This is a genomic window from Streptomyces sp. NPDC059909 (genome assembly GCF_042730885.1).
GTDB lineage: Bacteria > Actinomycetota > Actinomycetes > Streptomycetales > Streptomycetaceae > Streptomyces.
Genome location: NZ_JBHWKX010000024.1, coordinates 48140 through 73896 on the forward strand (window position 1 = coordinate 48140; position 25757 = coordinate 73896).

The 25757-nt window shown below is 69.6% G+C and carries 25 protein-coding genes and 1 pseudogene; 7 read left to right on the forward strand and 19 right to left on the reverse strand.

What is annotated here, in order from left to right:
* Nucleotides 1-213: 213 nt before the first annotated feature.
* Nucleotides 214-606, reverse strand: coding sequence for an SCO5389 family protein (locus ACFV9O_RS18295; RefSeq protein WP_385418850.1), 393 nt, complete (start codon nucleotides 604-606; stop codon nucleotides 214-216).
* A 283-nt stretch (nucleotides 607-889) separates the two neighbouring features.
* Between ACFV9O_RS18295 and nucS the strand changes: the two genes are divergently transcribed.
* Nucleotides 890-1552 (forward strand): endonuclease NucS, encoded by a 663-nt coding sequence (gene nucS / locus ACFV9O_RS18300; protein WP_385418852.1) that lies wholly within the window; start codon nucleotides 890-892, stop codon nucleotides 1550-1552.
* 84 nt (nucleotides 1553-1636) lie between these two features.
* Here nucS and ACFV9O_RS18305 read toward each other — a convergent pair whose 3' ends face one another.
* From ACFV9O_RS18305 to ACFV9O_RS18320, 4 genes are all read right to left on the reverse strand, one after another.
* Nucleotides 1637-4078: an ATP-binding protein gene (locus ACFV9O_RS18305; RefSeq protein WP_385418855.1), complete on the reverse strand. Its 2442-nt coding sequence runs from the start codon at nucleotides 4076-4078 to the stop codon at nucleotides 1637-1639.
* A gap of 220 nt (nucleotides 4079-4298) precedes the next feature.
* Entirely contained in the window at nucleotides 4299-4622 is a 324-nt protein-coding gene (locus tag ACFV9O_RS18310) for an STAS domain-containing protein (RefSeq protein WP_041984301.1), read from the reverse strand.
* Nucleotides 4623-4847: 225 nt separating this feature from the next.
* Nucleotides 4848-5696 carry a 3-hydroxyacyl-CoA dehydrogenase family protein gene (locus ACFV9O_RS18315; RefSeq protein ID WP_385418857.1) on the reverse strand — a complete coding sequence of 283 codons (849 nt, stop codon included), beginning with the start codon at nucleotides 5694-5696 and terminating at the stop codon, nucleotides 4848-4850.
* Nucleotides 5697-5824: 128 nt separating this feature from the next.
* Nucleotides 5825-6463, reverse strand: coding sequence for a TetR/AcrR family transcriptional regulator (locus ACFV9O_RS18320; protein WP_385418859.1), 639 nt, complete (start codon nucleotides 6461-6463; stop codon nucleotides 5825-5827).
* A gap of 80 nt (nucleotides 6464-6543) precedes the next feature.
* Here ACFV9O_RS18320 and ACFV9O_RS18325 point away from each other — a divergent pair, with 80 nt between their 5' ends.
* From ACFV9O_RS18325 to ACFV9O_RS18335, 3 genes are read left to right on the forward strand one after another with little or no spacing between them, the layout of a single operon-like run.
* Complete coding sequence (locus ACFV9O_RS18325; protein WP_385418861.1) at nucleotides 6544-7326, forward strand: ABC transporter ATP-binding protein; 783 nt, start codon at nucleotides 6544-6546, stop codon at nucleotides 7324-7326.
* Between the two features lie 9 nt (nucleotides 7327-7335).
* Nucleotides 7336-8085, forward strand: coding sequence for an ABC transporter permease (locus tag ACFV9O_RS18330; RefSeq protein ID WP_385418864.1), 750 nt, complete (start codon nucleotides 7336-7338; stop codon nucleotides 8083-8085).
* Nucleotides 8086-8114: 29 nt separating this feature from the next.
* A complete protein-coding gene (locus ACFV9O_RS18335) occupies nucleotides 8115-8687 on the forward strand; it encodes a cob(I)yrinic acid a,c-diamide adenosyltransferase (RefSeq protein ID WP_385418866.1) in 573 nt (190 codons plus the stop codon).
* Between the two features lie 69 nt (nucleotides 8688-8756).
* Here the strand turns inward: ACFV9O_RS18335 and ACFV9O_RS18340 are convergent.
* A pseudogene (locus tag ACFV9O_RS18340) lies at nucleotides 8757-9350 on the reverse strand (hypothetical protein); the annotation flags it as partial.
* Nucleotides 9351-9500: 150 nt separating this feature from the next.
* Between ACFV9O_RS18340 and ACFV9O_RS18345 the strand changes: the two are divergent.
* From ACFV9O_RS18345 to ACFV9O_RS18355, 3 genes are all read left to right on the forward strand, one after another.
* On the forward strand, nucleotides 9501-10730 hold the full coding sequence (locus ACFV9O_RS18345) for a sensor histidine kinase (protein ID WP_385418868.1): 1230 nt from the start codon (nucleotides 9501-9503) through the stop codon (nucleotides 10728-10730).
* On the forward strand, nucleotides 10727-11383 hold the full coding sequence (locus ACFV9O_RS18350; protein WP_385418873.1) for a response regulator: 657 nt from the start codon (nucleotides 10727-10729) through the stop codon (nucleotides 11381-11383). The genes ACFV9O_RS18345 and ACFV9O_RS18350 overlap by 4 nt, the downstream gene beginning before the upstream one ends.
* Before the next feature lie 159 nt (nucleotides 11384-11542).
* Nucleotides 11543-13384, forward strand: a complete 1842-nt coding sequence (locus ACFV9O_RS18355) for a glycosyl hydrolase family 18 protein (RefSeq protein WP_385418876.1) — start codon at nucleotides 11543-11545, stop codon at nucleotides 13382-13384.
* Nucleotides 13385-13387: 3 nt separating this feature from the next.
* On the opposite strand, the gene ACFV9O_RS18360 is transcribed toward ACFV9O_RS18355, so the two are convergent.
* The 13 genes from ACFV9O_RS18360 to glyA form a co-directional block, all read right to left on the reverse strand.
* Nucleotides 13388-14137, reverse strand: a complete 750-nt coding sequence (locus tag ACFV9O_RS18360; protein WP_385418878.1) for a 4'-phosphopantetheinyl transferase family protein — start codon at nucleotides 14135-14137, stop codon at nucleotides 13388-13390.
* Between the two features lie 5 nt (nucleotides 14138-14142).
* Nucleotides 14143-14589 (reverse strand): DUF2550 domain-containing protein, encoded by a 447-nt coding sequence (locus tag ACFV9O_RS18365; protein WP_385418880.1) that lies wholly within the window; start codon nucleotides 14587-14589, stop codon nucleotides 14143-14145.
* A 134-nt stretch (nucleotides 14590-14723) separates the two neighbouring features.
* Nucleotides 14724-15095 carry a F0F1 ATP synthase subunit epsilon gene (locus ACFV9O_RS18370; RefSeq protein ID WP_385418883.1) on the reverse strand — a complete coding sequence of 124 codons (372 nt, stop codon included), beginning with the start codon at nucleotides 15093-15095 and terminating at the stop codon, nucleotides 14724-14726.
* Nucleotides 15096-15365: 270 nt separating this feature from the next.
* A complete protein-coding gene (atpD, locus tag ACFV9O_RS18375; RefSeq protein ID WP_385418886.1) occupies nucleotides 15366-16808 on the reverse strand; it encodes a F0F1 ATP synthase subunit beta in 1443 nt (480 codons plus the stop codon).
* Nucleotides 16808-17725 carry a F0F1 ATP synthase subunit gamma gene (locus ACFV9O_RS18380; RefSeq protein WP_385418888.1) on the reverse strand — a complete coding sequence of 306 codons (918 nt, stop codon included), beginning with the start codon at nucleotides 17723-17725 and terminating at the stop codon, nucleotides 16808-16810. The genes atpD and ACFV9O_RS18380 overlap by 1 nt, the downstream gene beginning before the upstream one ends.
* A gap of 20 nt (nucleotides 17726-17745) precedes the next feature.
* Nucleotides 17746-19344: a F0F1 ATP synthase subunit alpha gene (gene atpA, locus ACFV9O_RS18385; RefSeq protein ID WP_385418892.1), complete on the reverse strand. Its 1599-nt coding sequence runs from the start codon at nucleotides 19342-19344 to the stop codon at nucleotides 17746-17748.
* Nucleotides 19345-19474: 130 nt separating this feature from the next.
* Nucleotides 19475-20290, reverse strand: coding sequence for a F0F1 ATP synthase subunit delta (locus tag ACFV9O_RS18390; protein ID WP_385418895.1), 816 nt, complete (start codon nucleotides 20288-20290; stop codon nucleotides 19475-19477).
* The gene (locus ACFV9O_RS18395; RefSeq protein WP_385418897.1) at nucleotides 20287-20835 is read right to left on the reverse strand and encodes a F0F1 ATP synthase subunit B; all 549 of its coding nucleotides are present in this window, start codon (nucleotides 20833-20835) and stop codon (nucleotides 20287-20289) included. The genes ACFV9O_RS18390 and ACFV9O_RS18395 overlap by 4 nt, the downstream gene beginning before the upstream one ends.
* A gap of 40 nt (nucleotides 20836-20875) precedes the next feature.
* Complete coding sequence (gene atpE, locus ACFV9O_RS18400; RefSeq protein WP_109295689.1) at nucleotides 20876-21112, reverse strand: ATP synthase F0 subunit C; 237 nt, start codon at nucleotides 21110-21112, stop codon at nucleotides 20876-20878.
* A gap of 77 nt (nucleotides 21113-21189) precedes the next feature.
* A complete protein-coding gene (gene atpB, locus ACFV9O_RS18405) occupies nucleotides 21190-21960 on the reverse strand; it encodes a F0F1 ATP synthase subunit A (RefSeq protein ID WP_385419008.1) in 771 nt (256 codons plus the stop codon).
* 274 nt (nucleotides 21961-22234) lie between these two features.
* Nucleotides 22235-22672, reverse strand: coding sequence for a hypothetical protein (locus ACFV9O_RS18410; protein ID WP_385418901.1), 438 nt, complete (start codon nucleotides 22670-22672; stop codon nucleotides 22235-22237).
* A 277-nt stretch (nucleotides 22673-22949) separates the two neighbouring features.
* Complete coding sequence (locus ACFV9O_RS18415) at nucleotides 22950-24299, reverse strand: MraY family glycosyltransferase (protein WP_385418903.1); 1350 nt, start codon at nucleotides 24297-24299, stop codon at nucleotides 22950-22952.
* Between the two features lie 113 nt (nucleotides 24300-24412).
* The gene (gene glyA / locus ACFV9O_RS18420) at nucleotides 24413-25675 is read right to left on the reverse strand and encodes a serine hydroxymethyltransferase (RefSeq protein ID WP_385418905.1); all 1263 of its coding nucleotides are present in this window, start codon (nucleotides 25673-25675) and stop codon (nucleotides 24413-24415) included.
* Nucleotides 25676-25757 lie beyond the last annotated feature (82 nt).

The following is a 25757-nucleotide window of genomic DNA, read 5'->3' on the forward strand; positions in this document are numbered from 1 at the left end:
CTTTGTGAGGTCTCCGGGAAAGCTGGCAAAACGGTGGGCCATCTCCTGTTGATGCGGGCGTGGCCCCCTCCAGCATTTCCGCTAGCCTCTTCCACCCCCTCCCCCCCCCCCCCCCCACTCCCCGCGCCGGCCCGTCGTTCCGGCGAATGCTGCCGCCCCGGCATCCGTGCTCAAGGGGATGGTTCCGGTGATGCGGAGCGGCAGCAAAAGACATCAGCAGTCGCGCAGTTCGGGCGACTGATTGAGCAGCTGGGCCCTTACGGAAGTGAAGCGGGCGAGCCGCTCGTCCACCGAGGGGTCCAGCGGGAACACCGCGACGCGGTGGCAGTTCTGGAATGCGAGCCGTACACCGAAGTGCCGCTGCAGGGCCCCCCGGATGGCGTCACTCGCGAGCGCGCGCAACAGCTGACCACGTGCCTGCTCGTCCGGCGGCGGCGTCTGGTTGTCGGCGAACTCGCCGCCGTCCACCTTCAGCTGAGCCACCAGAGAACTGATCATCTCCCATGCGTAGGGCAGGGAGGTCCGGACGCAGTCGACGAATGCAGCTTCGTCGACCTCGCCTCGCTCGGCCTGTTCCAACAGCGCCGGTGAGACGTCGAGCGACATGGGTTCTCCTCTCGCGACCCCGGAGGCCGGGGTCTTACGGGCAGGGAAGGAGGGCGCCGGGCATGACTGAGCACCGTCGATTACGACGACGCAGAGTGCACGGCCGACAACCTCCTGCTTCCACGTTAGGCGTGCTGTCTGGCCTGCACCAGGAGAATGGGAACACAACCGGCCAATAACGATTGCGGACAAGAGGGGCGACCCGAAGGGTCTCGGCCACGGCCGCCCGCGGTGACGAGCGCGAATCGCGCGGACCGGGGTCCGTCGAGTAGCGTTGCCGACCATGCGTCTCGTCATCGCCCGCTGCTCCGTCGACTACGCGGGCCGGCTCACCGCCCACCTGCCCTCCGCCCCCCGGCTGATCCTGGTCAAGGCCGACGGCAGCGTCTCCATCCACGCGGACGACCGGGCGTACAAACCACTGAACTGGATGTCCCCTCCCTGCACGCTGAAGGAGGGGGACGACAAGGTCTGGACCGTGGTGAACAAGGCGGGCGAGAAACTGATCATCACGATGGAGGAGATCCTCCACGACTCGTCCCATGAACTGGGCGTCGACCCGGGCCTCATCAAGGACGGCGTGGAAGCACACCTCCAGGAGCTCCTGGCGGATCGGATCGAGACACTCGGCGAGGGCTACAGCCTGATCCGCCGCGAGTACCCCACGGCGATCGGCCCGGTGGACATCCTGTGCCGCGACGCCGACGGCGCGACGGTGGCGGTCGAGATCAAGCGCCGCGGCGAGATCGACGGCGTCGAGCAGCTCACGCGCTACCTGGAACTCCTGAACCGCGATCCCCATCTCGCCCCGGTCCGCGGCCTCTTCGCGGCCCAGGAGATCAAGCCCCAGGCCCGCGTGCTGGCGACGGACCGCGGCATCGGCTGCGTGGTCCTGGACTACGAAGCCCTGCGCGGCATCGAGGACGACAAGCTCCGGCTGTTCTAGGGCGGCCGCGGAAGCACGGCTACGGCCCCGGGTGCGCGAGGAGCGCGCCCGGGGCCGTACCCGTTGTACGGGTGCCTCAGTGCCTCAGACGGTGGCGGACTCGCTGCTGGAGGGAGCTGTCGACAGGGAGGCGGAGGCGGAGTTGCTGAGGCTGTTCGAACCGCCGGTGGTGGAGGTCTCGGTAGGCGTGGGTGTCGTCGAGGTCGGCGGGGTGGTCGGCGTGGTCGGGGTGGGCGTCGGCGTGCTGCCCGTGGGCCTCGGCGGCGTCTGCGTCGGCTTCGGGGTCGGGCTCGTCGTCGGGCGCGGGCTCCCCGGCGAGGTCGGGCGGCCCGTGTCCGTCGGGTCGTCGGTGGGGGTCGTCGGGGCCGGGGCGGCGGGAGTGTCCGACGCACCCGAGTCCGTGGGCGTGCTGGAATTGCTGGGGGCGGGGGCGCCCGAGGGCCGGTTCGTGGAGGCCTGGGTCGGCTCGTCGGCATTCAGGCCGTCCTCGCCGTCGTCCTCGTTCGCCGACTGCTCGTTCGTCACCCGGTCCGCGGGGTCTTCGGGGTTGGACGTCGCGCCGAGGGTCACCACCGTGCCGAGGACCGCGGCCAGCAGCGCTCCTGCGCCGGCAGCGACCACATTGCGGCGGGCGCCCGTGAGGACCGTGCGACGGAGCTTCGTGGCCAGGGGCTCCGCTGTGTCGCTGCGGGTGACCAGGGGCTCCTCCCGTGGCACGATCGCGGGGATTCCTCCGAGCGGGGACGCCGACTCCTCGTGGCGCGCGGCCGGTACCTCCTCGGCCGCGGGCGTGCGCCCGCCGGGGACGAGACCACCCGCGCGGTCGGCGACGAGCGCGAGGGCCCGCCGCCCGGCGACCGTTCCGCGCTTGTCGGCGAGCGCGCCGCGCATCGCGATGGAGGCTTCGAGCTCCGCGCGCGCCCGGTCCAGGTTCCCCGCGCACAGCGCAAGTACGCCGAGTTCGTGGTGGAAGTACGCCTCTTCGGCGACCTCGCCCGAGATACGGGCCGCCTCCTGCCCGGTCCGCAGGGCCCGCTCCCAGGCGCCCCAGTGCAGTCCGGACGCGAAGGCGGGCGCGGCACTGCGGGCGAGCAGCACGGCGGCGCTCGGGTGTCCCGGATCGCGCCCCGGCACCAGTGCGGCCATGGACGCGAGGACGGCGTCCGCCTCGGCCGCGGCCCGCTCGGGCGAGACCGAGGCGTGGCCGGCCCACCAGGCGTAGTGCTGAGCGGCCGTGTGGGCGCGCTCCACCGCACCCTCGCCGTACCCCGCGGCCTCCAGTTGCGCGGCGACCCCTGCCGCCAGCCGGTAGCGCGAGCCCACCGGCGTGAGCAGCCCACAGCTCGTCAGCTCGCCGAGGGCGGCGTCCGCGTGCGTGTCCCCGACGAGCGCCGGCAGATGGGCCTGGTGCGGCACTTCGCCGCCGAGCGCGACAGCGAACCGCAGTGCGTCGCGCGCCGATTCGCTGAGCCGTGAGGCGAGCAGCGCGGCGGGCGCCGCGCCCTCCCCGAGCGTCGGCAGCGGTGCGTCGTGGCCGTCGGCGAAGACGTTGTCGCCGTCGTCGTCCGGGTCCGGCTCCGCGTCCGGGACGCGCAGCGCGTCACGCTGCCGCAGCAGTGCTCCCGCCTGGACGAAGCGCAGCGGCAGCCCCTCCGACTCGAACCAGAGGTCACCAGCCCAGTTCGCCTCCTCGTCGGTGAGCGACCGCTCCACGGCCCGCTCGAGCAGCTGCAGCGCGGCGCTGCGGCCAAGTCCCTTGAGGAACACCTCTTCGAGGTGGGAGTCGGGTGACGGCGCGCTGACATCGGGCGTCGCGGCGAGCAGGAAGGCGCATTCGGGCGTGGCGTCGAGCAGCTCGTCGAGCGCGCTGCCACCGAATTCGAGGTCGTCGACGATGACGACGGCGCCGATGCCACGGACCAGTTCGAGCAGTCCCGACCGGTCGGGGCGGTGCTGCGGCGCGCTGTGTACGGCGGCGAAGAGCTCGTACAGCAGCTCGGTGGGCGTGCGGTGGTGGCCGGAGACGCGTACGACGCCGTCGGGCGCGAGGTCCGTGCACTGGGCGGCAACGATGTCGAGCAGGGTGGTGCGGCCGGAACCGGCGGGCCCGGTGAGCCGGACCGATCGGCCGCGCCCGAGGAGGCGTAGGAGCCGCTCGCGCTCCTCCTCGCGCTCCAGGAGCGGCAGCGGAGGGGCTGCGGGCCCCGGCGGCACCGGCGGCCGGCCGGCCCGGCGCAGCTCCTTGCGCTCGGCTGTGCTGTGCCGCGCGGGCGCGGTGGGCCGCTGTCCCGGCGGGCAGGGCTCTATTTCGCTGCCGTCGACGGGGTTGACGGTGAGCAGGAGGTCACCGGAGACGATGCGGGCCGTGCGGGCGGGCACGGGCGTCTTCTGAGCGAACTCGGGAGTCACCGTCACCGCGTCGCGCGGCGGCCGCTGCACAGCGGCGCCGTCGCGCTCGCGCTCGCCGTCGTCGAAGCGGTCGTTGTCGTGGCCGTACTCTTCCGGGCCCCGGTTCATCGGGTCCATAGGTCAAAGCCCCCAGATGGCGTCTCGTGCGGAAGCCCCTCCCGGCCTGTCTGCACGCTCCGCTGTCGCTTCTGGTCCGGTGCCCGCCGCAATGGGTATGTGAATCGGCAGGCGACCGCACCCTAGACCTTCGCCGAGTATCCGGGAACAGCCGGGGTGCCGGGCCGCCCAGGACGTCACAATCTCGTGAGGATTGTGCGTCCCTGCCGGTGTGGTCCGTTCAGACCCGAGGCAGGGACTCTGCGGCGATTCCGCCCTCGATGGCCAGGATCCGGTGCAGTCGGGTGGCCACCAGAAGGCGCTGCATCTGCGGGGGTACGCCGCGCAGGACGAGCCGTCGGCCGCAGCGGCCCGCCCGCCGGTGGGCGCCCATGATGACACCGAGTCCGGTGGCGTCCCAGGAGTCCAGGTCGGTCAGGTCGAGCACCAGGTCGCCGACTCCGTCGTCGACGGCCGAGTGCAGGACGGTGCGGGCGTCCGCCGCGCTGCGTACGTCGAGGCGGCCCCCGACGACCAGCTCGGCGTGGTCGCCCCTGATGTGCATATGCGCTCCCCGAGAGTGCTTTTGTCCGTCAGGTGTTCTGCTGCTGCTTCTGTTGCGGCTGCCGGCCGTGCTCCGTGCTCGCGCGGTCTCTTTGTGCAACAACTGACTGCCGTACGGGCGGAGAAGTTGCCGCCTGTAAGCGAACCGATACCGAATTCACCCTGTGGGGTGATAGTGCGCAGGCCCGTACGGTCGGCACGGGTCCGCGCACGACCGGCGCGACGATCAGTGCTTGTAGAAGCCCTGCCCGCTCTTGCGCCCGATGTCACCGGCGTCAACCATCCGGCGCATCAGCTCCGGCGGCGCGAACTTCTCGTCCTGCGACTCGGTGTAGATGTTGCTGGTGGCGTGCAGCAGGATGTCGACACCGGTCAGGTCGGCGGTGGCCAGCGGGCCCATGGCGTGACCGAAGCCGAGCTTGCAGGCGATGTCGATGTCCTCCGCGGTCGCGACGCCCGATTCGTACAGCTTCGCGGCCTCGACGACGAGCGCCGAGATGAGGCGGGTGGTGACGAAACCGGCGACGTCGCGGTTGACGACGATGCAGGTCTTGCCGACCGACTCGGCGAACTCACGCGTGGTGGCGAGGGTTTCGTCGCTGGTCTTGTAGCCGCGGACGAGTTCGCAGAGCTGCATCATCGGGACGGGCGAGAAGAAGTGGGCGCCGACGACGCGCTCCGGACGCTCCGTCACGGCCGCGATCTTCGTGATCGGGATGGCGGAGGTGTTGGAGGCGAGGACCGCGTCGTCCCGTACGAGCTTGTCGAGGGCCCGGAAGATCTCGTGCTTGACCTCGAGCTTCTCGAACACGGCCTCGACGACGATGTCCGCGTCGGCGACCGCGTCCAGGTCGGTGGTCGTGGTGATGCGCGCCAACGCCGCCTCGGCGTCCGCAGCTTCGAGCTTGCCCTTGGCGACGAACTTGTCGTACGAGGCCTTGATGCCGTCGGTGCCGCGCGTCAGGGCCGCATCGGTGACGTCACGCAGGACGACGTCCCAGCCCGCCTGAGCGGAGACCTGCGCGATTCCGGACCCCATGAGTCCGGCCCCGATGACGGCGAGCTTCCCGGCCACTGCTGCACCCCTTAACACACGTTTACCTATCGGATCTCTGCCGGAGGTTAGCGCCCGTGAGCGGCCGTGTGGCGGTGAAGAGATGCGCGTCACGTCTCAGATGACGGACATCACACCGGTACGGGCCGTCAGGTGAGCCGGACCGCATAGCCGAGGACCCGCTCGCTGAGCAGATCCTCCATCTGGTCGATGAGACCGAGGACCTCCCGGGACACCTCGACGGGCCTGCGGCCGGCCATCATCTCCCGGCCGATGACGCCCATCACGGTCTCGTAGACCCAGTTGATCTGACCCGCCATCAGGGACGGCATCGGGTCGCCGGGGGCGGCGCCGGTCTCCTCGCGCAGGGTCCGGGCGAGGCTCTCGACGATCTGCCGCTGGAAGGTCAGCACCCGCGACTGGAGGGTGGAGGCGCCGTGGATGACGCGGAGGAAACGGTCGTATCCGTCCATCAGGCCGACCTGTGGGGACACGGCCTCCACCTCGGCGCGCAGCTCGCGCAGCACGGCTGCGGCCGCCGACTCCCCCGCTTCCCGTGCGCGGACCCAGCGCGCGAGCCGGTCGACGAGTCCGGGTTCACGGTCGAAGAAGAGGTCCTCCTTGGCCGGGAAGTAGTTGTAGACGGTGTTCACGGAGACATCGGCGGCCTGGGCGATCTCCGCGACCGTCACCGCGTCGAAGCCGCGCTCGACGAAGAGACCGGTGGCCACGTCCGAGATGTGCTGCCTGGTCTGACGCTTCTTCCGCTCCCTGAGCCCCTCAGCCATGCCTTCATCGTAGCCCTCATTGGGCATTCTTGATTTTTGGAGTCGTTGCAAATTTTCAGTGCCTCTGTTTTTCTTGGAGCATGGCAGTCCTCACGACCTCCGGCCTGACCCGGACGTTCACCACGAAGAGCGGACCCGTCGAAGCGGTCCGCGGCACCGACCTCACCGCAGAGCGCGGCGAGATCCTCGGCTTCCTCGGCCCCAACGGCGCGGGCAAGACCACGACCCTGCGCATGCTCACGACGCTGCTGCCGCCGACGGGCGGCACCGCCACCGTCGCGGGCCGCGACCTCACCACCGACCCCGCCGGCGTACGGGAGAAGATCGGGTACGTCGCCCAGTCCGGCGGCGTCGACCCGGCCATCACCATGCGCGAGGAGCTGGTGACCCAGGCCCGGCTCTACCGCTTCTCGAAGGCCGATGCGGCCGCCCGCACCGAGGATCTTGCGCGCGACCTGGACCTCGCCGAGCTCCTCGACCGCCCCTGCGCCGCACTCTCCGGGGGCCAGCGGCGCCGCCTCGACATCGCGATGGCCCTCACCCACCGGCCCGACGTCCTCTTCCTCGACGAGCCGACCACCGGACTCGACCAGGGCAGCCGCGCCGATCTGTGGAAGCTGGTGCGTCAGCTGCGCGACGCGTACGGCACCACCGTGTTCCTCACCACCCACTACCTCGACGAGGCGGACGAGCTGTCCGACCGGCTCGTCGTCATCGACAAGGGCACCGTCGTCGCCGAGGGCACCCCGGCCGCGCTGAAGGAGCGGTACGCCGGGTCGGCGGACGCCTCCCTGCAGGACGCCTTCCTCGCCATCACCGGACGCGGTGCCGCGCCGGTGGACACCGCACCCGTCGCCGCCTAGGAGTTCCCTGTGCTGATGCACGACACCGCGCTGGTCTTCGGCCGGTACGCCCGCCAGACCCTGCGCTCCAGGTTCCAGATGCTCTTCGGCGTGCTGATGCCGCTGCTGTACCTGTTCTTCTTCGGGCCGCTGCTCACCGGCCTGCCGCTCGGCACCCGGGGCGACTCCTGGCAGATGCTGGTGCCGGGCCTGCTGCTCCAACTGGGGTTGTTCGGTGCCTCGTTCGCCGGGTTCGCCATCATCGCCGAGAAGCACACGGGCGTCGTCGAGCGGATGCGGGTCACCCCCGTCAGCCGGCTCGCGCTGCTCCTGGGCCGGGTGCTGCGCGATGCCGCCGCCCTCCTCTTCCAGGCCGTGCTGCTGGTGCTGGCGGCGCTGGTGATGGGGCTGCGGGCGCCGCTCGGCGGGATCCTCATCGGCTTCGGCTTCCTCGCCGTGCTGACGGTCGCGCTCGCGTCGCTGTCGTACGCGCTGGCGATGAAGGTCTCCACGCCGCACGAGTTCGGACCCGTCGTCAACGTGGTGACCATGCCGTCGATGCTGCTGTCCGGGCTGATGCTGCCGATGGCGCTGGCACCCGGCTGGCTGGACGCCCTGTCGCACGTCATGCCCTTCCGGTACCTGGTGGACGCGATGCGGGACGCGTACATCGGCGCGTACGCGACGGCGCCGATGCTGTACGGGGTGCTCGTCGCGGTCGGCTTCGCGGCGCTCGGGGTGACGGCGGGCACACGGGTCTTCCGGACGGCGGGCGCGTGATCGGGCGGCGGCGTAATTAGGCTGGCCACATGGTCAATCTGACGCGCATCTACACGCGCACCGGCGACAAGGGCACGACGGCACTCGGCGACATGAGCCGCACGGCCAAGACGGATCTGCGCATCTCGGCGTACGCCGACGCCAACGAGGCCAACGCGGTCATCGGCACGGCCATCGCGCTCGGCCGGCTGCCGGAGGAGGTCGTGAGGGTCCTCGTCCGGGTCCAGAACGACCTCTTCGACGTCGGCGCGGATCTCTCGACGCCCGTCGTGGCGGACCCGAAGTACCCGCCGCTGCGGGTGGAGCAGTCGTACATCGACAAGCTGGAGGCGGACTGCGACCGCTTCCTGGAGGACCTGGACAAGCTCCGCTCCTTCATCCTGCCCGGAGGCACCCCCGGCGCGGCGCTGCTGCACCAGGCGTGCACGGTGGTGCGCCGGGCGGAGCGCTCGACGTGGGCGGCGATGGAGGTGCACGGCGAGACGATGAACGCGCTGACGGCGACGTACCTCAACCGGCTATCGGACCTGCTGTTCATTCTGGCCCGGACGGCCAACAAGGCGGTCGGCGACGTCCTCTGGGTGCCGGGCGGAGAGCGCTGACCCGGCACCCGCCGACCCCTGCCGGGGGTCCGGGGGTGGCCCCCCGGGAAATACAGCATCCTGGCCCGGACGGCCAGCAAGGCGGTCGGCGACATCCTCCGGGTGCCGGGCGGAGAGCGCTGACGGTTCCCGGGGCCCCCTCTTGGGCCAGATCGCGTAGCTGAGCGCGATCAGGCCGTGGATGCCCGCCGCCCGCCACGCGCCGTACGTCCACATCGTCAGAGGGCCGGTCCTGGACGGGTCGTCCACGTACCGGAGCGCGATCTGGAGCAGCACCGTGGCGACGGCGGCGGCCACGGCCGTGCCGAGCCACACGCGGACCTCGTGCCGGGCGCGGGCCATGCCGTAGCGGGGCGGCTTCACGGGCGGCGGGCCGCCCCCGAAACGGTGGGCGGCGTGGCCGTCGAGCCACTTGATGGTGCGATGGCCGTGGCCGACGGTGTAGCCGATGTAGAGCGCGGCGAGACCGTGCTTCCAGCTCGGCTCGCCGCCGTTCTTGAGGTCGAGGGCCGTGACGACCAGCAACACGACCTCCAGCAGCGGCTCGCACAGCAGCAGCGCGAGACCCGCCCGCGGCATCCCGAGCAGATAGCGCACGGCCAGCCCCGCGGCCAGCAGCACCCAGAAGCCGACCTCACAGATCACGATCAGCGTGACGATCACGGCGGTACTCCCTTCGTTCCCTCCAGGCTCCCGGCCCCCTCGCCGTGGATCGTCGTCATCAGTGACGAACCGTGACTGCATCGTTCGATGTAGTGCCGTATCGGCCGGTACGAGGACGTCGCGGCCCGCCGCACCGTGTTGGATGAAGGCGTGAGACTCCCCCGCCCCCACCGCGACGATGTCCTCATCGCAGCCGCCGGGCTCGCCGGCGGTCTGCTCCTGTGGTCGCTCGGGGTGCACACCAAGGACGACGGCCGCCCGCTGTCCGGTCCTTGGGTGACGCTGGGGCCGCTCGTCGTGATGGCGGCGATGGAGCTGCTGCGGCGGACCAGGCCGCAGACCGCGCTGGTCGTGGGCACGGTCGCGATCGTCGCGGATCAGTTCACGCCGGGCAGCATCGCGACGGCCCTGATGTTCACGGACATCGTGTACGCCGCCGTCGTGTACGGGACGCCCGCCGCGGCCCGTCGTATCCCGTACACGACCGGGATGGTCACGGTCGCGGCGACGATCGGGTTCCTGGTGTGGCTCCGGGAGCCCGTCGCGCTGCTGCTCGGGCTGCTCGTCGGACTGGTGTCGTTCGGCCCGGCCGCGACCGGCGCGCTGGTCCGCAACCACCGCGACGCCGCCGACGCGGCCCGGCTGCGCGCCGAGCAGACCGCGCTGCTCGCCGAGATGGACCGCACGCAGGCGGTGACCGCTGAACGCGCCCGGATGGCCCGCGAGCTGCACGACATGGTCGCCAACCATCTGTCGGCGATCGCGATCCACTCCACCGCCGCGCTCTCCCTCGACGAGCCGGCGACCACCCGGCAGGCGCTCACGGTCATCCGCGAGAACAGCGTGGCGGGCCTGTCCGAGATGCGCCGGCTGATCGGACTGCTGCGCGACAGCAGCGGGGATGCGGAGCCGGCCGCCTCGCCCACGCTCGCGGGGCTCGACGCGCTGATCGCCAAGGCCCGCACGAACGGCGAGGCCGGCGGGTTCCGCTTCGTACTGGAGGACGCCAGGCCCGAGGGTGGGAACGAGGCCCCGGCCCTGCCGGCGCCGGTCGAGCTCGCGGCGTACCGGATCGTGCAGGAGTCGCTGACGAACGCGCTGAAGCATGCGGATCCCGGCGAGGTCGCGGTGCGCCTCGCGGGGGCGGCGGAAAAGGCGGGGAAGGCGCTGACGGTGACGGTGACCAGCCCGTTCGGCAGCCGGCCGGGGCCGCGGGCGCCCGGTTCCGGCGCCGGTCTGGTGGGTATGCGGGAGCGGGTGGCGCTGCTGGGCGGGACGTTCGAGGCAGGTCCGGTCGAGGGGCCGCCCGGCGGACCGGCGAAGGTGTGGCAGGTGCGGGCGGTCCTGCCCGTGGAGAACGACAGGGAGCCGTCGGCATGAGCGGGGTCATCCGCGTCCTGGTCGCGGAGGACCAGAGCGCCGTACGGGCGGGGCTGGTCCTCATCCTGGGCAGCGCCCCCGACATCGAGGTGGTCGGAGAGGCCCCGGACGGCGAGGAGGCGGTGCGCCAGGCCCGGGAGCTGCGGCCGGATCTGGTGCTGATGGATGTGCAGATGCCCCGGCTCGACGGGGTGTCGGCGACGCGGCAGGTCGTCGGCGAGGGCCTCGCCGACGTTCTCGTCCTGACGACGTTCGATCTCGACGAGTACGTCTTCGGGGCGCTCCGCGCCGGGGCCGCGGGCTTTCTGCTGAAGAACACAAACGCCAAGGATCTGATCGAGGCCGTACGGACGGTGGCGCGCGGCGAGGGGCTGATCGCTCCGGCCGTGACGCGGCGGCTGATCGCGGAGTTCGCGGCGCGCACGCCCGTTCGCTCCCCGGACGCGCCGGACCCCGCGGTGCTCGACGCGCTGACGCGGCGGGAGCGTGAGGTGCTGGCCTGCCTGGGGCAGGGGCTGTCGAACGCCGAGATCGCCGTGCGGCTGGAGATGGCGGAGGCGACCGTGAAAACGCATGTGAGCCGGCTGCTGGGGAAGCTTGAACTGCGGAGCAGGGTCCAAGCAGCCGTGCTTGCCCAGGAGTTGGGGATCTGAGCGCGCTCGGCGCGTACCCTCGTTCGACTTTGGTCTGGACCTATTGACGATTGGTCCAGACCTTCCTACTCTCACCGCACGGCATGCCGCGGTGAGCCCGCGGAGTGCTGTGCACGGACCGACCCCCCGCTTTGTCCGTCCGCAACTCGAGGAGCACCCTTGAGCACGAGTACCCCCCGCATCAGAAGCAGATTCAGATCCAGAGCGACGGCGGGACTCACCGCCCTGCTGCTCCCCCTCGCCGCGATGGTCGGCCTGGCGACCCCCGCCGAGGCAGCCACGTCCGCCACCGCCACCTACGCCAAGGTCCAGGACTGGGGAACCGGTTTCGAGGGCAAGTGGACGGTGAAGAACACCGGCACCACCTCGATCTCCTCCTGGACCGTCGAGTGGGACTTCCCCTCCGGCACGTCCGTCACCTCCGCCTGGGACGCCGACGTCACCAGCTCCGGCACCCACTGGACCGCCAGGAACAAGTCGTACAACGGCACCCTCGCCCCCGGCGCCTCCGTCTCGTTCGGCTTCAACGGCGCGGGCCCCGGCTCACCGTCCAACTGCAAGCTCAACGGCGGCTCCTGCGACGGCGGCACCATCCCCGGCGACAACCCGCCGTCCGCCCCCGGCACCCCGTCCGCGAGCAACATCACCGACACCTCCGTGACGCTGAGCTGGACCGCGGCCACCGACGACAACGGGATCAAGAACTACGACGTCCTCCGCGACGGTACGAAGATCGCGACGGTCACCGGCCTCACGTACACCAACACCGGGCTGACCGCCGGCACGGACTACTCGTACACCGTCCAGGCCCGTGACACGGCCGACCAGACGGGCCCCGTCAGCGGCGCCCGCGCCGTCCACACCACCGGCGGCGGCGGTGGCGGCGGCGGCAAGGTCAAGCTGGGCTACTTCACCAACTGGGGCGTCTACGGCCGCAACTACCACGTGAAGAACCTGGTGACCTCCGGCTCCGCGTCGAAGATCACGCACATCAACTACGCCTTCGGCAACGTCCAGAACGGCCAGTGCACCATCGGTGACGCCTACGCCGACTACGACAAGGCCTACACGGCCGACCAGTCCGTCGACGGCGTCGCCGACACCTGGGACCAGCCGCTGCGCGGCAACTTCAACCAGCTGCGCAAGCTGAAGAGGGCGTACCCGAACATCAAGGTGCTGTGGTCCTTCGGCGGCTGGACCTGGTCCGGCGGCTTCCCGCAGGCCGTGGCGAACCCGACCGCGTTCGCCAACTCCTGCTACAACCTGGTCGAGGACCCGCGCTGGGCCGATGTGTTCGACGGCATCGACCTGGACTGGGAGTACCCCAACGCCTGCGGTCTGTCCTGCGACAGCAGCGGCCCGGCCGCGTTCAAGAACATGATGCAGGCCATGCGTGCCAGGTTCGGTGCGAACAACCTGGTCACGGCCGCCATCACGGCCGACGCCAGCAGCGGTGGCAAGATCGAGAAGACCGACTACGCCGGCGCCGCGCAGTACGCCGACTGGTACAACGTGATGACGTACGACTTCTTCGGCGCCTTCGACGCGGACGGTCCGACCGCCCCGCACTCGCCGCTCACCTCGTACACCGGCATCCCGCAGCAGGGCTTCACCTCCGCGGACGCGATCGCCAAGCTCAAGGCCCAGGGCGTCCCCGCCGGCAAGCTGCTCCTCGGCATCGGCTTCTACGGCCGCGGCTGGACGGGCGTGACCCAGTCGGCACCCGGCGGCACGGCCACCGGACCGGCGCCCGGCACGTACGAGCAGGGGATCGAGGACTACAAGGTCCTGAGGAACTCCTGCCCGGCGAACGGCACGGTCGCGGGTACGGCGTACGCGCACTGCGGCTCGAACTGGTGGAGCTACGACACCCCGTCGACGATCAACGGAAAGATGAGCTGGGCGAAGAACCAGAGCCTGGGAGGCGCGTTCTTCTGGGAGTTCTCCGGTGACACGGCGAACGGTGAACTGGTCAGCGCCATCAACAGCGGCCTCGGATAGCGGTCACGGGTCTTCTCGGACCCGTACGTCCGAGTGCTGCACCACCTGGACGCGGTCGTCGTCCCCCACGACGGCGACCGCCGCCCGGTAGTCCTCACCCGCGTCAAGGTCCTCGAGCCGCACCGGAAGGTGCGGCTCGGGGCGTTCCCGCCACTCGACGAGCCGCGCGGGCGCGGCGGGCGCGGTCACCGTCAGTGTCGCCGGGTCGACCATCAGTCCTTCGCCGGTGGCCTTGAGCACGGCTTCCTTACGGGCCCAGTAGCGGGTGAAGGCCGCGCCCCGCTCCGCCACGGGCAGCCGTTCCAGCTCATCCCGCTCGGGCGCGGAGAGCACATCGAGCGGCAGGTCCGTCTGCCCGGTGATCTCCTCGATGTCGACCCCGACCGGCCCGGCCGTCGTCAACGCGACCATCACCCGGCGCCCCGAGTGCGACAGCGAGAGCTCCAGTGGGGTACCCGGCAGGGTCGGCTTGCCGTGCGGTCTGCCCTGCGGCTCGGTGCAGTGCTTGCAGACGGGTACGAAGGTCACGTCGCGCGGATCGACGGCCAGCTGCGCGGCGACGACCCGGCGGGCCAGGACATGGGCGGTCAGATACAGCCCCCGGTGCTCCTCGCGGCGGAACTGCGCACAGCGCTCGCGCTCGCCCTCGTCGAGCAGGTCGAGCAGCCCGGGCACCCAGTGGGCCTCGGCGGACCACACGAGGCACTCCCCCGGCCCCACCAGGGCGATGCCGGCTGTGCCGTCGCTGCTCACCCGACTCACGCCACGTTGACCCTCTGCCCAGGAGGCGCGGCCTCCAGCCAGGCGAGGAAGCCGGTGAGCGCGTCCTCGCTCATGGCCAGTTCCAGGCGGGTGCCGCGGTGGAGACAGCCGAGGATGACCGAGTCGGAGAGCAGCGCGAGTTCCTCCTCGCCCTCCGGCAGCCGTCGGGCGACCACCTCGATCGCGGCGCGCTCCAGCAGCCGGCGGGGGCGGGGCGCGTACGAGAAGACACGGAACCACTCGATCCGGTCACCGCTGTACCGAGCGACCCCGTACACCCACCCCTTACCGGAGTGATCCTTCTCCTCCGGCACGTTCCAGCGCAGGCTGCAGTCGAAGGTGCCTCCCGAGCGCTGGATCAGCCTGCGGCGCAAGCCGAAGACGAAGAGCCCGATCACCACCAGTGCGACGACCAAGCCGCTCACGAGCAGAGCGAGGAACATCTCCACCAACCTCCTCGCTTCGTCCCGTAGCGGAATACAACCTGCACCTGCACCTGCATTGCCTCAGCCGCGACCCGGTCTGGAGAAGTCCAGCCCGAGCCGCGGCTGAGGGTGATCATCGGCGCGGTGCGCGCTCAGCGCACCGCCAGCGCGCGCAGCCGGACGTCGGCGCGCCGCTCGGCGGCGGCGTCGGACTCCGACTTTGCACGCTCCAGCGCACGCTCGGCGCGCTGCTTGTCGATCTCGTCCGCCAGCTCGGCGATCTCCGCCAGCAGCGAGAGCTTGTCGTCGGAGAAGGAGATGAAGCCGCCGTGCACAGCGGCGACGACCGTTCCCTCACTCGTACGGATGGTCACCGGGCCCGACTCCAGCACACCGAGCAGCGGCTGGTGACCGGGCATGACGCCGATGTCGCCGGACGTGGTGCGCGCGACAACCAGGGTGGCCTCGCCGGACCAGACCTGGCGGTCGGCAGCGACCAGCTCGACGTGCAGCTCAGCAGCCAAGGGTGGCTCCTCGGGTCACCACCCGGCGGTCGTGCCGGGTGTTGGGTCATAAGTCTAGTAGGGGTCCGCGCGCCGGAACGCACGGGCCCGCCCCAGGTCTTTCGGCCGGGGGTCCGGGGGTTGCCCCCGGAAAATGCGGCGTAGGGGTCCGCGCGCCGGAACGCACGGGCCCGCCCCAGGTCTTTCGACCGGGGATTCCAGGGGTTCACCCCCCGGGGGCGTGGAGAAGGGGGCGGGACGGAACCCGCCCCCTTCCACGAGTCACGGGACTCAGGAGACGCCGAGCTCCTTGGCGTTGGCCTTGAGGTCCTCGAGGCCACCGCACATGAAGAACGCCTGCTCGGGGAAGTGGTCGTACTCACCGTCGCAGATCGCGTTGAACGCGGCGATCGACTCGTCCAGCGGCACGTCCGAACCGTCCACGCCGGTGAACTGCTTCGCCGCGTGGGTGTTCTGGGACAGGAACCGCTCGACACGACGGGCGCGGTGGACAACGAGCTTGTCCTCCTCGCCCAGCTCGTCGATACCGAGAATCGCGATGATGTCCTGGAGGTCCTTGTACTTCTGCAGGATCCCCTTGACGCGCGTGGCGGCGTCGTAGTGCTCCTGCGTGATGTAACGCGGGTCCAGGATCCGGGACGTGGAGTCCAGCGGGTCCACGGCCGGGTAGATGCCCTTCTCGGAGATCGGACGGGAGAGAACCGTCGTCGCGTCGAGGTGGGCGAAGGTGGTGGCCGGGGCCGGGTCGGTCAGGTCGTCCGCGGGGACGTAGATCGCCTGCATCGAGGTGATCGAGTGACCACGGGTCGAGGTGATGCGCTCCTGCAGGATGCCCATCTCGTCCGCAAGGTTCGGCTGGTAACCCACCGCGGAGGGCATACGGCCCAGCAGCGTGGAGACCTCGGAACCGGCCTGGGTGAAGCGGAAGATGTTGTCGATGAAGAACAGCACGTCCTGCTTCTGCACATCGCGGAAGTACTCCGCCATGGTCAGACCGGCCAGGGCCACGCGCAGACGGGTGCCCGGGGGCTCGTCCATCTGGCCGAAGACCAGCGCGGTCTTGTCCAGAACGCCGGACTCTTCCATTTCGGCGATGAGGTCGTTGCCCTCACGCGTGCGCTCACCGACGCCGGCGAACACGGAAACGCCCTCGTGCAGCTTCGCCACACGCATGATCATTTCCTGGATGAGGACGGTCTTGCCGACACCGGCGCCACCGAACAGACCGATCTTTCCACCCTTGACGTACGGGGTGAGAAGGTCGACGACCTTCAGGCCGGTCTCGAACATCTCGGTCTTGGACTCGAGCTGGTCGAACGCCGGGGCCTTGCGGTGGATGGACCAGCGCTCGCTGACCTCCGACTCGGCCTCGGGCTCGTTCAGGATCTGGCCCAGCGTGTTGAACACGCGGCCCTTGGTGACGTCACCGACCGGCACCGTGATGCCCGCCCCGGTGTCCGTCACGACCGCCTGGCGGACCAGGCCGTCGGTGGGCTGCATGGAAATGGTGCGCGCGACACCCTCGCCGAGGTGCTGGGCAACCTCGAGCGTCAGCGTCTTCTTGGCGCCTTCCTCGGCCGGGTCGGCAACCTCGACGTGCAGCGCGTTGTAGATCTCCGGCATCGCGTCGACGGGGAACTCCACGTCGACGACCGGGCCGATGACCCGGGCGACGCGGCCCGTGGCGGCGGCCGTCTCAACAGTGGTCGTCATTACTTGTCACTCCCCGCGGTCGCGTCGGCCAGGGCGCTCGCGCCACCGACGATCTCGCTGATTTCCTGGGTGATTTCGGCCTGGCGGGCCGCGTTGGCAAGTCGGGAGAGCGTGTTGATCAGCTCACCCGCGTTGTCGGTCGCCGACTTCATCGCGCGGCGCGTGGCGGCGTGCTTGGAAGCAGCCGACTGGAGCAGCGCGTTGTAGATACGGCTCTCGACGTAGCGCGGCAGCAGGGCGTCGAGGACGTCCTCCGCCGACGGCTCGAAGTCGTACAGCGGACGCAGCGTGTCCGTGGCGCCCGCCTCCTTCGCCACCTCGTCGAGGCTGAGGGGCAGCAGCCGGGCCTCGACCGCCGTCTGCGTCATCATCGAGACGAACTCGGTGTAGACGATGTGGAGTTCGTCCACGCCGCCTTCGGCCGTGTCCCGCTCGATCGCCTCGATGAGCGTAGCCGCGATCTTCTTGGCGTCCCCGTACTCCGGCTGGTCCGTGAAGCCGGTCCACGAGTCGGCCAGCTTGCGCTCACGGAAGGTGTAGTGCGCGATGCCGCGGCGGCCGACGACGTACACGTCGACCTGGCGGCCCTCGCCCTCCAGCTTCGCCGTCAGCTGTTCCGCCGCCTTGATGGCGTTGGAGTTGAAGGCGCCGGCCAGACCGCGGTCGCTCGTGAGGAGCAGGATCGCGGCACGGGTCGGGTTCTCCGCCTCGGTGGTCAGCGGGTGCTTGTCATTGCCACCCGTGGCCACCGCCGTGACCGCGCGCGTGAGCTCGGTCGCGTACGGAGTGGACGCCTGCACCTTGCGCTGCGCCTTGACGACACGCGAGGCGGCGATCATCTCCATCGCCTTGGTGATCTTCTTCGTCGCGGTGACGGATTTGATGCGACGCTTGTAGACCCGGAGCTGCGCTCCCATGAGTCAGGTCCCTTCCGTCGTCACTTCGAGACGTTGACGGCAGCGGGAGCTTCCTCGCCGAGCAACTTGCCGTCAGAGGTCTCGAACTGCTTCTTGAACTCCGCGATGGCGTCACCGACGGCCTGCAGCGTGTCGTCGGACATCTTGCCGCCCTCACGGATGGAGCTCATGAGGCCCGAGTTGTTCTGGCGGAGGAACGCCAGCAGCTCGGACTCGAAGCGACGGATGTCCTTGACCGGAACGTCGTCCATCTTGCCGGTGGTGCCGGCCCAGATGGAGACGACCTGGTCCTCCGTGGCCATCGGCTGGTACTGAGCCTGCTTGAGCAGCTCGACCATGCGCTGACCGCGCTCCAGCTGCGCCTTGGAGGCCGCGTCCAGGTCGGAACCGAAGGCGGCGAACGCCTCGAGCTCACGGAACTGGGCGAGGTCCACGCGCAGACGGCCGGAGATCTGCTTCATGGCCTTGTGCTGGGCGGAGCCACCGACACGGGAGACCGAAATACCTACGTTCAGGGCCGGACGCTGACCGGCGTTGAACAGGTCGGACTCCAGGAAGCACTGGCCGTCCGTGATGGAGATGACGTTGGTCGGGATGAACGCCGACACGTCGTTGGCCTTGGTCTCGACGATCGGCAGACCGGTCATCGAACCGGCACCCATGTCGTCGGAGAGCTTCGCGCAGCGCTCCAGCAGACGGGAGTGCAGGTAGAAGACGTCACCCGGGTAGGCCTCACGGCCCGGCGGGCGGCGCAGCAGCAGGGACACGGCGCGGTAGGCGTCGGCCTGCTTCGACAGGTCGTCGAAGATGATGAGGACGTGCTTGCCGTCGTACATCCAGTGCTGGCCGATGGCCGAACCGGTGTACGGCGCCAGGAACTTGAAGCCGGCCGGGTCGGATGCCGGGGCGGCGACGATCGTCGTGTACTCGAGCGCTCCGGCCTCCTCCAGCGCGCCGCGCACGGACGCGATGGTGGAGCCCTTCTGGCCGATGGCGACGTAGATGCAGCGGACCTGCTTCTTCGGGTCGCCCGAGCGCCAGTTGTCGCGCTGGTTGATGATCGTGTCGACGGCCAGGGCGGTCTTGCCGGTCTGACGGTCACCGATGATCAGCTGACGCTGGCCACGGCCGACCGGGGTCATGGCGTCGACGGCCTTGTAGCCGGTCTCCATGGGCTCGTGGACCGACTTGCGCTGCATGACGCCAGGGGCCTGCAGCTCGAGGGCGCGACGGCCCTCGGTCGCGATCTCGCCGAGGCCGTCGATCGGGTTGCCGAGCGGGTCGACAACGCGGCCGAGGTAGCCCTCGCCGACACCGACGGAGAGGACCTCGCCGGTGCGCTGCACCGACTGACCCTCCTCGATACCGCTGAACTCGCCGAGAACGATCGCGCCGATCTCGCGCTCCTCGAGGTTGAGGGCGAGACCAAGGGTGCCGTCCTCGAACTTCAGCAGCTCGTTCGCCATGGCCGAGGGCAGACCCTCGACCTTCGCGATGCCGTCGCCGGCCAGGCTGACCGTACCGACCTCCTCGCGCGAGGCCGCGTCCGGCTTGTACGACTGGACAAAGTTCTCCAGCGCGTCCCGGATCTCGTCCGGCCGGATCGTGAGCTCCGCCATCTGGGTTCCCTGCTCTCCTTGTTGGGCCCGAAGTTTCTTTGGGGGTCTGGGGGCGACCCCCAGGAATCTTCTGCAATCTCTGCACGGCCCAACACGGGCCGTTGGTCATGCGTCTTGTGTTGGTGGCTGGTCAGCCGGCCACTCGCCGAGCCGCCTCTTCGAGGCGCTCCGCGATGGTCCCGTTGATGACCTCGTCGCCGACGCGCACCGAGATCCCGCCGAGGACCTCGGGGTCCACGTCGAGGTTCAGGTGCATCTCGCGGCCGTACAGCTTCGCGAGTACGGCTCCGAGGCGCCGCTTCTGCTCGTCCGTCAACGGCACCGCCGAGGTGACGACGGCGACCATCCGGTTCCGTCGTGCCGCGGCGAGCTTGGAGAGGGACTCGAGTCCCGCTTCCAGGCTACGTCCCCGAGGCGCGGTCACGAGTCGGACCACGAGACGCTCGGTGACGGGGTGGACCTTGCCGCCGAGCAGGCTGCGCAGCAGCTCGCCCTTGGCGGAGGCCGTCGCGGAGCGGTCGGTCAGCGCGGCCCGAAGCTCGGTGCTGGAGGAGACGATCCGGCCGAACCGGAACAGCTCGTCCTCGACGTCGTCCAGTGCGCCGGCCTGCTGGGCGACGATGAGGTCGGCGGTGGCCGCCAGCTCCTCGACCGCGTCCACCAGGTCCCGCGACTGCGACCAGCGGGAACGGACCATGCCGGAGACCAGGTCGACGGTCTCGCCGCCCACCTGACCGCTCAGCAGTCGCGTGACCAGCTCGGCCTTGGCCTCACCGGTCTGCGCCGGGTCGGTCAGGACCCGACGCAGCGACACCTCGCGGTTGAGCAGCGCGGTAACGGCGGCCAGCTCCTCGGCGAGCTTCGCCGCGTCGACCGACGTGTTGTCGGTCAGCGCGTCGAGACGCTCACGTGCGGCAGCCAGTGCCTCGCGGCTCGCTCCGTTCATCGCGCAGCCTCGGCCTTCTCCTCGAGCTCAGCGAGGAAGCGGTCGATGGTGCGGCTCTGGCGGGCGTGGTCCTCGAGGGACTCGCCGACCAGCTTGCCGGCCAGCTCGGTGGCGAGCGTGCCGACGTCCTGGCGCAGCGCCTGAGCGGCGGCCTTGCGGTCGGCCTCGATCTGAGCGTGGCCGGCAGCGATGATCTCCTCGCGCTGCCGCTGGCCTTCCGCCTTCATCTCCTGGATGATCGCGGTGCCCTGCTCGGTCGCATCCTGGCGCAGACGTGCGGCCTCGTGACGGGCCTCGGCGAGCTGAGCCTTGTACTGCTCGAGCACGCTCTGGGCCTCGATCTGGGCCGATTCGGCCTTCTCCATGCCGCCTTCGATGGCCTCGCGGCGCTCTTCCAGAACCTTGTTGATGTTCGGGAGGAGCTTCTTGGCGAGGAAGAAGAAGACGATGGCGAAGGCGATCGTACCGACGAGCAGCTCGGGGCCCGGGGGAACGAGCGGGTTCTGCTCCTCCCCGGCCGCCAGCTGAACGAGGTTGGCGATCACATCAATGCCTTTCGTCGAAAGTGGTCAGTGAGGTGCTGGATCACGGACCGTAAACGAACGGCATGACGATGCCGATGAGGGCGAGCGCCTCACAGAAGGCGAAGCCGAGGATCTGGTTGGCACGGATCAGGCCGGCAGCCTCGGGCTGACGGGCCAGAGCCTGGGTGCCGTTACCGAAGACGATGCCGACGCCGATGCCGGGGCCGATGGCGGCGAGGCCGTAGCCGATGGAACCGAGCGAACCGGAGACAGCGGCGAGGGTCTCAGTGGCAGCCATGCTGATTCTTCCTTTTCCTTTACGGACCGGTGGGGGTTGGCCACCGGACGTTCTGAGTGGTGCGGGCGTGGTTTGACTCAGTGGTGCTCGGCGAGAGCGCCCTGAATGTAGGAGCAGGCCAGCAGTACGAAGACGTACGCCTGAACGGCCTGGACGAAGAGCTCGAAGCCGATCATGCCCATCGTCATCACGAAGGAGACGCCGGCGGCGGGGATCAGCCAGCTGTTCAAGAGGTACCAGGAGGCGACCGTGAACATGACCAGCATCAGGTGACCGGCGAACATGTTGGCGAAGAGTCGCACCGCGTGCGTGAACGGGCGGACGAGCAGGTTCGAGAAGAACTCGATGAACGACACCAGCCACTTGATGGGGCCGAGCGTGGAGTCGTAGCCGGTGATGTTCCTCCAGCCGCCGACGAAACCGTGGCGCTTGAAGGTCAGCGACACCCAGAGCACGTAGACGATGAGCGCCAGGACCATCGGGTACGCGATGATCGAGGCCACCGGGAACTGGGCCAGCGGGATCACGGACCAGATGTTCATGATCCAGACGAAGAAGAAGATCGAGACCATGAGCGGGACGTACTTCTCGCCCTCACGCTTTCCGATGGTCTCGTAGACGATGCCGCGGCGCACGAAGTCGTAGCCGGCCTCGCCGATCATCTGGAGCTTGCCGGGCACCACCTTCGCGTTGCCGAAGGCCGCCCAGAAGAAGCCGACGACAACGAGCGAGGTGATCAGCGCAAGCAGCATCACCTTGTTGAACTCGAAGCCGCTGACGGTGAAGAGCGGCGCGAAGAGGAAGGAATGAAGGCCCGGTGCCGGAAAGCCACAGCCGTTCTCGGCCATGATGCGGCAGCTCCAGTCAAAGGCGAGCGTGGTCTGTTCAGCACTCACCGCGGGCTCCTTCGGCGTGACGCATGGGTTCGGCAACCTCGTTGTGTCGGCGCGGCGCGCAGCCGCGAGTCGGCACCGGACTGGTGTTTCGGATGTGGGAGCGGCGGTCAGGCATCAAGGCCTCGCGATCGAGCAGGCGTCAGCTCGGATGCCCGCGCCAGCAGTGCCGCAGTTGGCACCGGACGATAGCAGGATCCCGATCGGGCATTTATCCCGGCCCTACCTCTCATGCCGTCGACCCTGTCTTCTCGGGCTTTTCGGCCTTCGAGGACTCGGGTTCGACGTAGAGAATCTTGGCCTTCATGTGGGCACGCGCCTGCGCGGCCACCCAGATGATGGTCGCCGCGAGCAGGGTGAAGGCCAGAGCCTTCGGGTTGAACAGGGTCGTGTCCTTGAACACGGCCATGAACATGAAGAGCAGCAGCAACTGGGTCGTGTAGAGCATCAGGCCCATGGCCTGGAAGAGCTGCGGGAACTGCTTGGCGGTGCGCTGCAGCACGATCATGCCGACACCCATGAAGAGGATGACCACCACGGTGCCGACGACAGCGCCGACGGCTCCCTTTCCGCCGGCGACCACTCCACTGATCACGGCGGCGACAGCGCCGACGGCGGCAGTGGGCACGGCGGCCTGGAGGAGAGTGCGGGCGTCGTTGGACGGCATGGCGGCAGCTCCGCTTACGTGGGTGGGGGCAGTGGTGTCGTCATGGACGAGCGTAGAACCGGTCCGAGGTGTGTCTCGCGGGCCAAGAGACCGTCGCACTACGGTCTTTCGGCTCTGTCTCCGGCTCTCGTGAACGGTATCACAAACTATTTGAATAGGTCTTTACCCACTGGGTGTGCCAACCGTCACACATGAGAGTGACCCTGCGCGTGTGTGCAGGAAGCTGTACGAGTTTGCCTGGTATTGGGGGTGAATGCGGCCTCACCTCAGGCCGGCGTCAACGGGGCGTTCCGGCCTTACGCCGATCCGTGAATCGCGCACGCGCGCCGATCGCGGTCGCTCCATTGATGCCGGCCGGCACCGCAATCCGCTCCTCCCCCGGCGCCGCGTCGGCCATCACGTCGTCCATGACGTTGCCGTCGTCCTCGTACGAGAGCGCCGGCACCGGCTCCTGCGGGCGCCTGCGGCGGTAGCGCGGCGGTACGAAGGCCTCCGCCCAGCGCGGCGCGCGCGGGGTGAAGCGGGGCAGCAGCAGCAGGACCAGACCGACGGCACTCAGCACGACGATCGCGAAGACGATCCACATGGACGCGCTGTGCACCGAGTACAGCACGATGCCGAAGGCGATGAGCGCCGACCAGAAGTACATGATCAGGACGGCCCGGCTGTGCGAGTGCCCGATCTCGAGGAGTCGGTGGTGGAGGTGGCCGCGGTCGGCGGCGAACGGCGACTTTCCGTTCCACGTACGCCGGACGATCGCGAGCAGCAGGTCCGCGACCGGGATGGCGATGATCGTCAGGGGCAGCAGCAGCGGGATGAAGACCGGCAGTGCGGCGTGCGTGGCCTCGCGGGTGCCGCCTTCGAACAGCTTCAGGGCGTCAGGGTCGACCTGTCCCGTCACCGAGATCGCGGACGCGGCCATCACCAGGCCGATCAGCATCGAGCCGGAGTCGCCCATGAAGATCCGCGCAGGGTGCATGTTGTGCGGGAGGAAGCCCAGGCACATGCCCATGAGGATGGCCGCGAAGAGCGTGGCCGGGGCGGCTGCCTCGATGCCGTATCCGAACCAGATCCGGTACGCGTAGAGGAAGAACGCCGCGGAGGCGATGCACACCATGCCGGAGGCGAGGCCGTCCAGCCCGTCCACGAAGTTCACGGCGTTGATGGTGATGACGACCAGGGCGACGGTGAGCAGCGTGCCCTGCCACTGGGTGAGCGAGACCGTACCGATGCCGGGGATGGGCAGCCACAGGATCGTCAGACCCTGCACGACCATGACGCCCGCGGCGATGAACTGGCCGCCGAGCTTGATCAGGGCGTCGATCTCGAACTTGTCGTCCAGGACGCCGATCAGCCAGATCAGGGCGGCGCCGGAGAGGAGCGCCCGCGGCTCGTTGGAGAGCTCGAAGACGCTGTTGAGATTGCGCAGATGGTCGGCGACCAGCAGGCCCGCGCACAGTCCGAAGAACATGGCGATGCCACCGAGCCGCGGTGTCGGTTCTCGGTGCACGTCTCGGGCGCGGATCTCCGGCATCGCGCCGGCCGCGATGGCGAACTTGCGCACCGGACCGGTCAGCAGATAGGTCACCGCAGCCGTGACACAGAGCGTCAGCAGGTAATCACGCACGGGCTGCCCCACAGGAATCGCTGGCCATCTCAGCCCCACACCCTAGCTTTGTTGGCCACATGCATGAGGACATCCGAAGCACGCAGACGGTTGCACGCGGTCCCCGTCCGGCCTCAATACGGTCGAAATCGCCCGGCCAGTTCACGCACTTCTTCGCGTACACGGCGGATGTCGTCGCCCTCCGCGCGCAGCGCCGTGCCGAAGAACACGGCGATCCGGGCCATCTCCGCCTCGCCCATGCCCTGGGTGGTGACCGCGGCGGTGCCGAGCCGGATTCCGCGGCCGTCCCCGTAGGGCAGCGCGCAGGTGTCCAGGACGAGCCCGGCGGCCGCGAGCCGGCCGCGGGCCGTGCGGCCGTCCACACCCAGCGGGGCGGGGTCCGCGGTGATGAGGTGGGTGTCGGTGCCGCCGGTGGTGATCGCGAACCCCTCCGAGGCCAACCCCTCGGCGAGGACCCTCGCATTGGCGACGACCCTGCGGGCGTACGTCGTGAAGGCGGGTGTGGACGCCTCGCCGAACGCGACGGCCTTGGCGGCGATCGTGTGCATCTGGGCGCCGCCCTGGGTGAAGGGGAACACCGCCCGGTCGATGCGCTCGGCCAGATGGCTGCCGCAGAGGATCATTCCGCCGCGGGGACCGCGCAGCACCTTGTGGGTCGTCGCGCAGACGACATCGGCGTACGGGACGGGGCTCGGCGCCACTCCCCCGGCGATCAGGCCCATCGGGTGAGCCGCGTCGGCGATGAGATACGCGCCCACCTCGTCGGCGATCTCCCGGAACGCGGCGTAGTCCATGTGGCGGGGGTACGAGATCGAGCCGCACACGATGGCCTTGGGCCGGTTCTCGCGGGCGAGCCTGCGGACCTGGTCGTAGTCGAGGAGACCGGTCTCGGCGTCGACGCCGTACGGAACGAACTCGAACCAGCGGCCCGAGAAGTTGGCGGGGGACCCGTGCGTGAGGTGTCCGCCGAAGGCGAGCCCCATCGCCAGCACGGTGTCGCCGGGCCGCAGCAGCGCCGCGTACGCCGCGAGCACGGCGGACGAGCCGGAATGCGACTGCACATTGGCGTGCTCCGCGCCGAACAGCGCGGTCGCGCGTTCGACGGCGATGCGCTCGGCGGCGTCGACCAGCTCGCAGCCGCCGTGGTGGCGGGCGCCGGGGTAGCCCTCGGCGTACTTGTTGGCGAGCGGGGAGCCGAGGGCGGCGAGGACGGCGGGCGAGGTGAAGTTCTCGGCGGCGATCAGCTGCAGGCTGTCGGCCTGCCGGGTGATCTCGCCGAGGATCACCTCGGCGATCTCCGGATCCTGCCGGCGCAGGGCGTCGAAGTCCGCGGGGGCCGCAGCGGCGGCCGTGGTGGGTGCAGCACTGACCGGCATCGTGGGCTCCGGGCCTCGCGTCGGGTTACGGCCCCTCCAATGTAGGCCGGTGACCGCCGCCACGCCCGGTGTCCGCACGCTG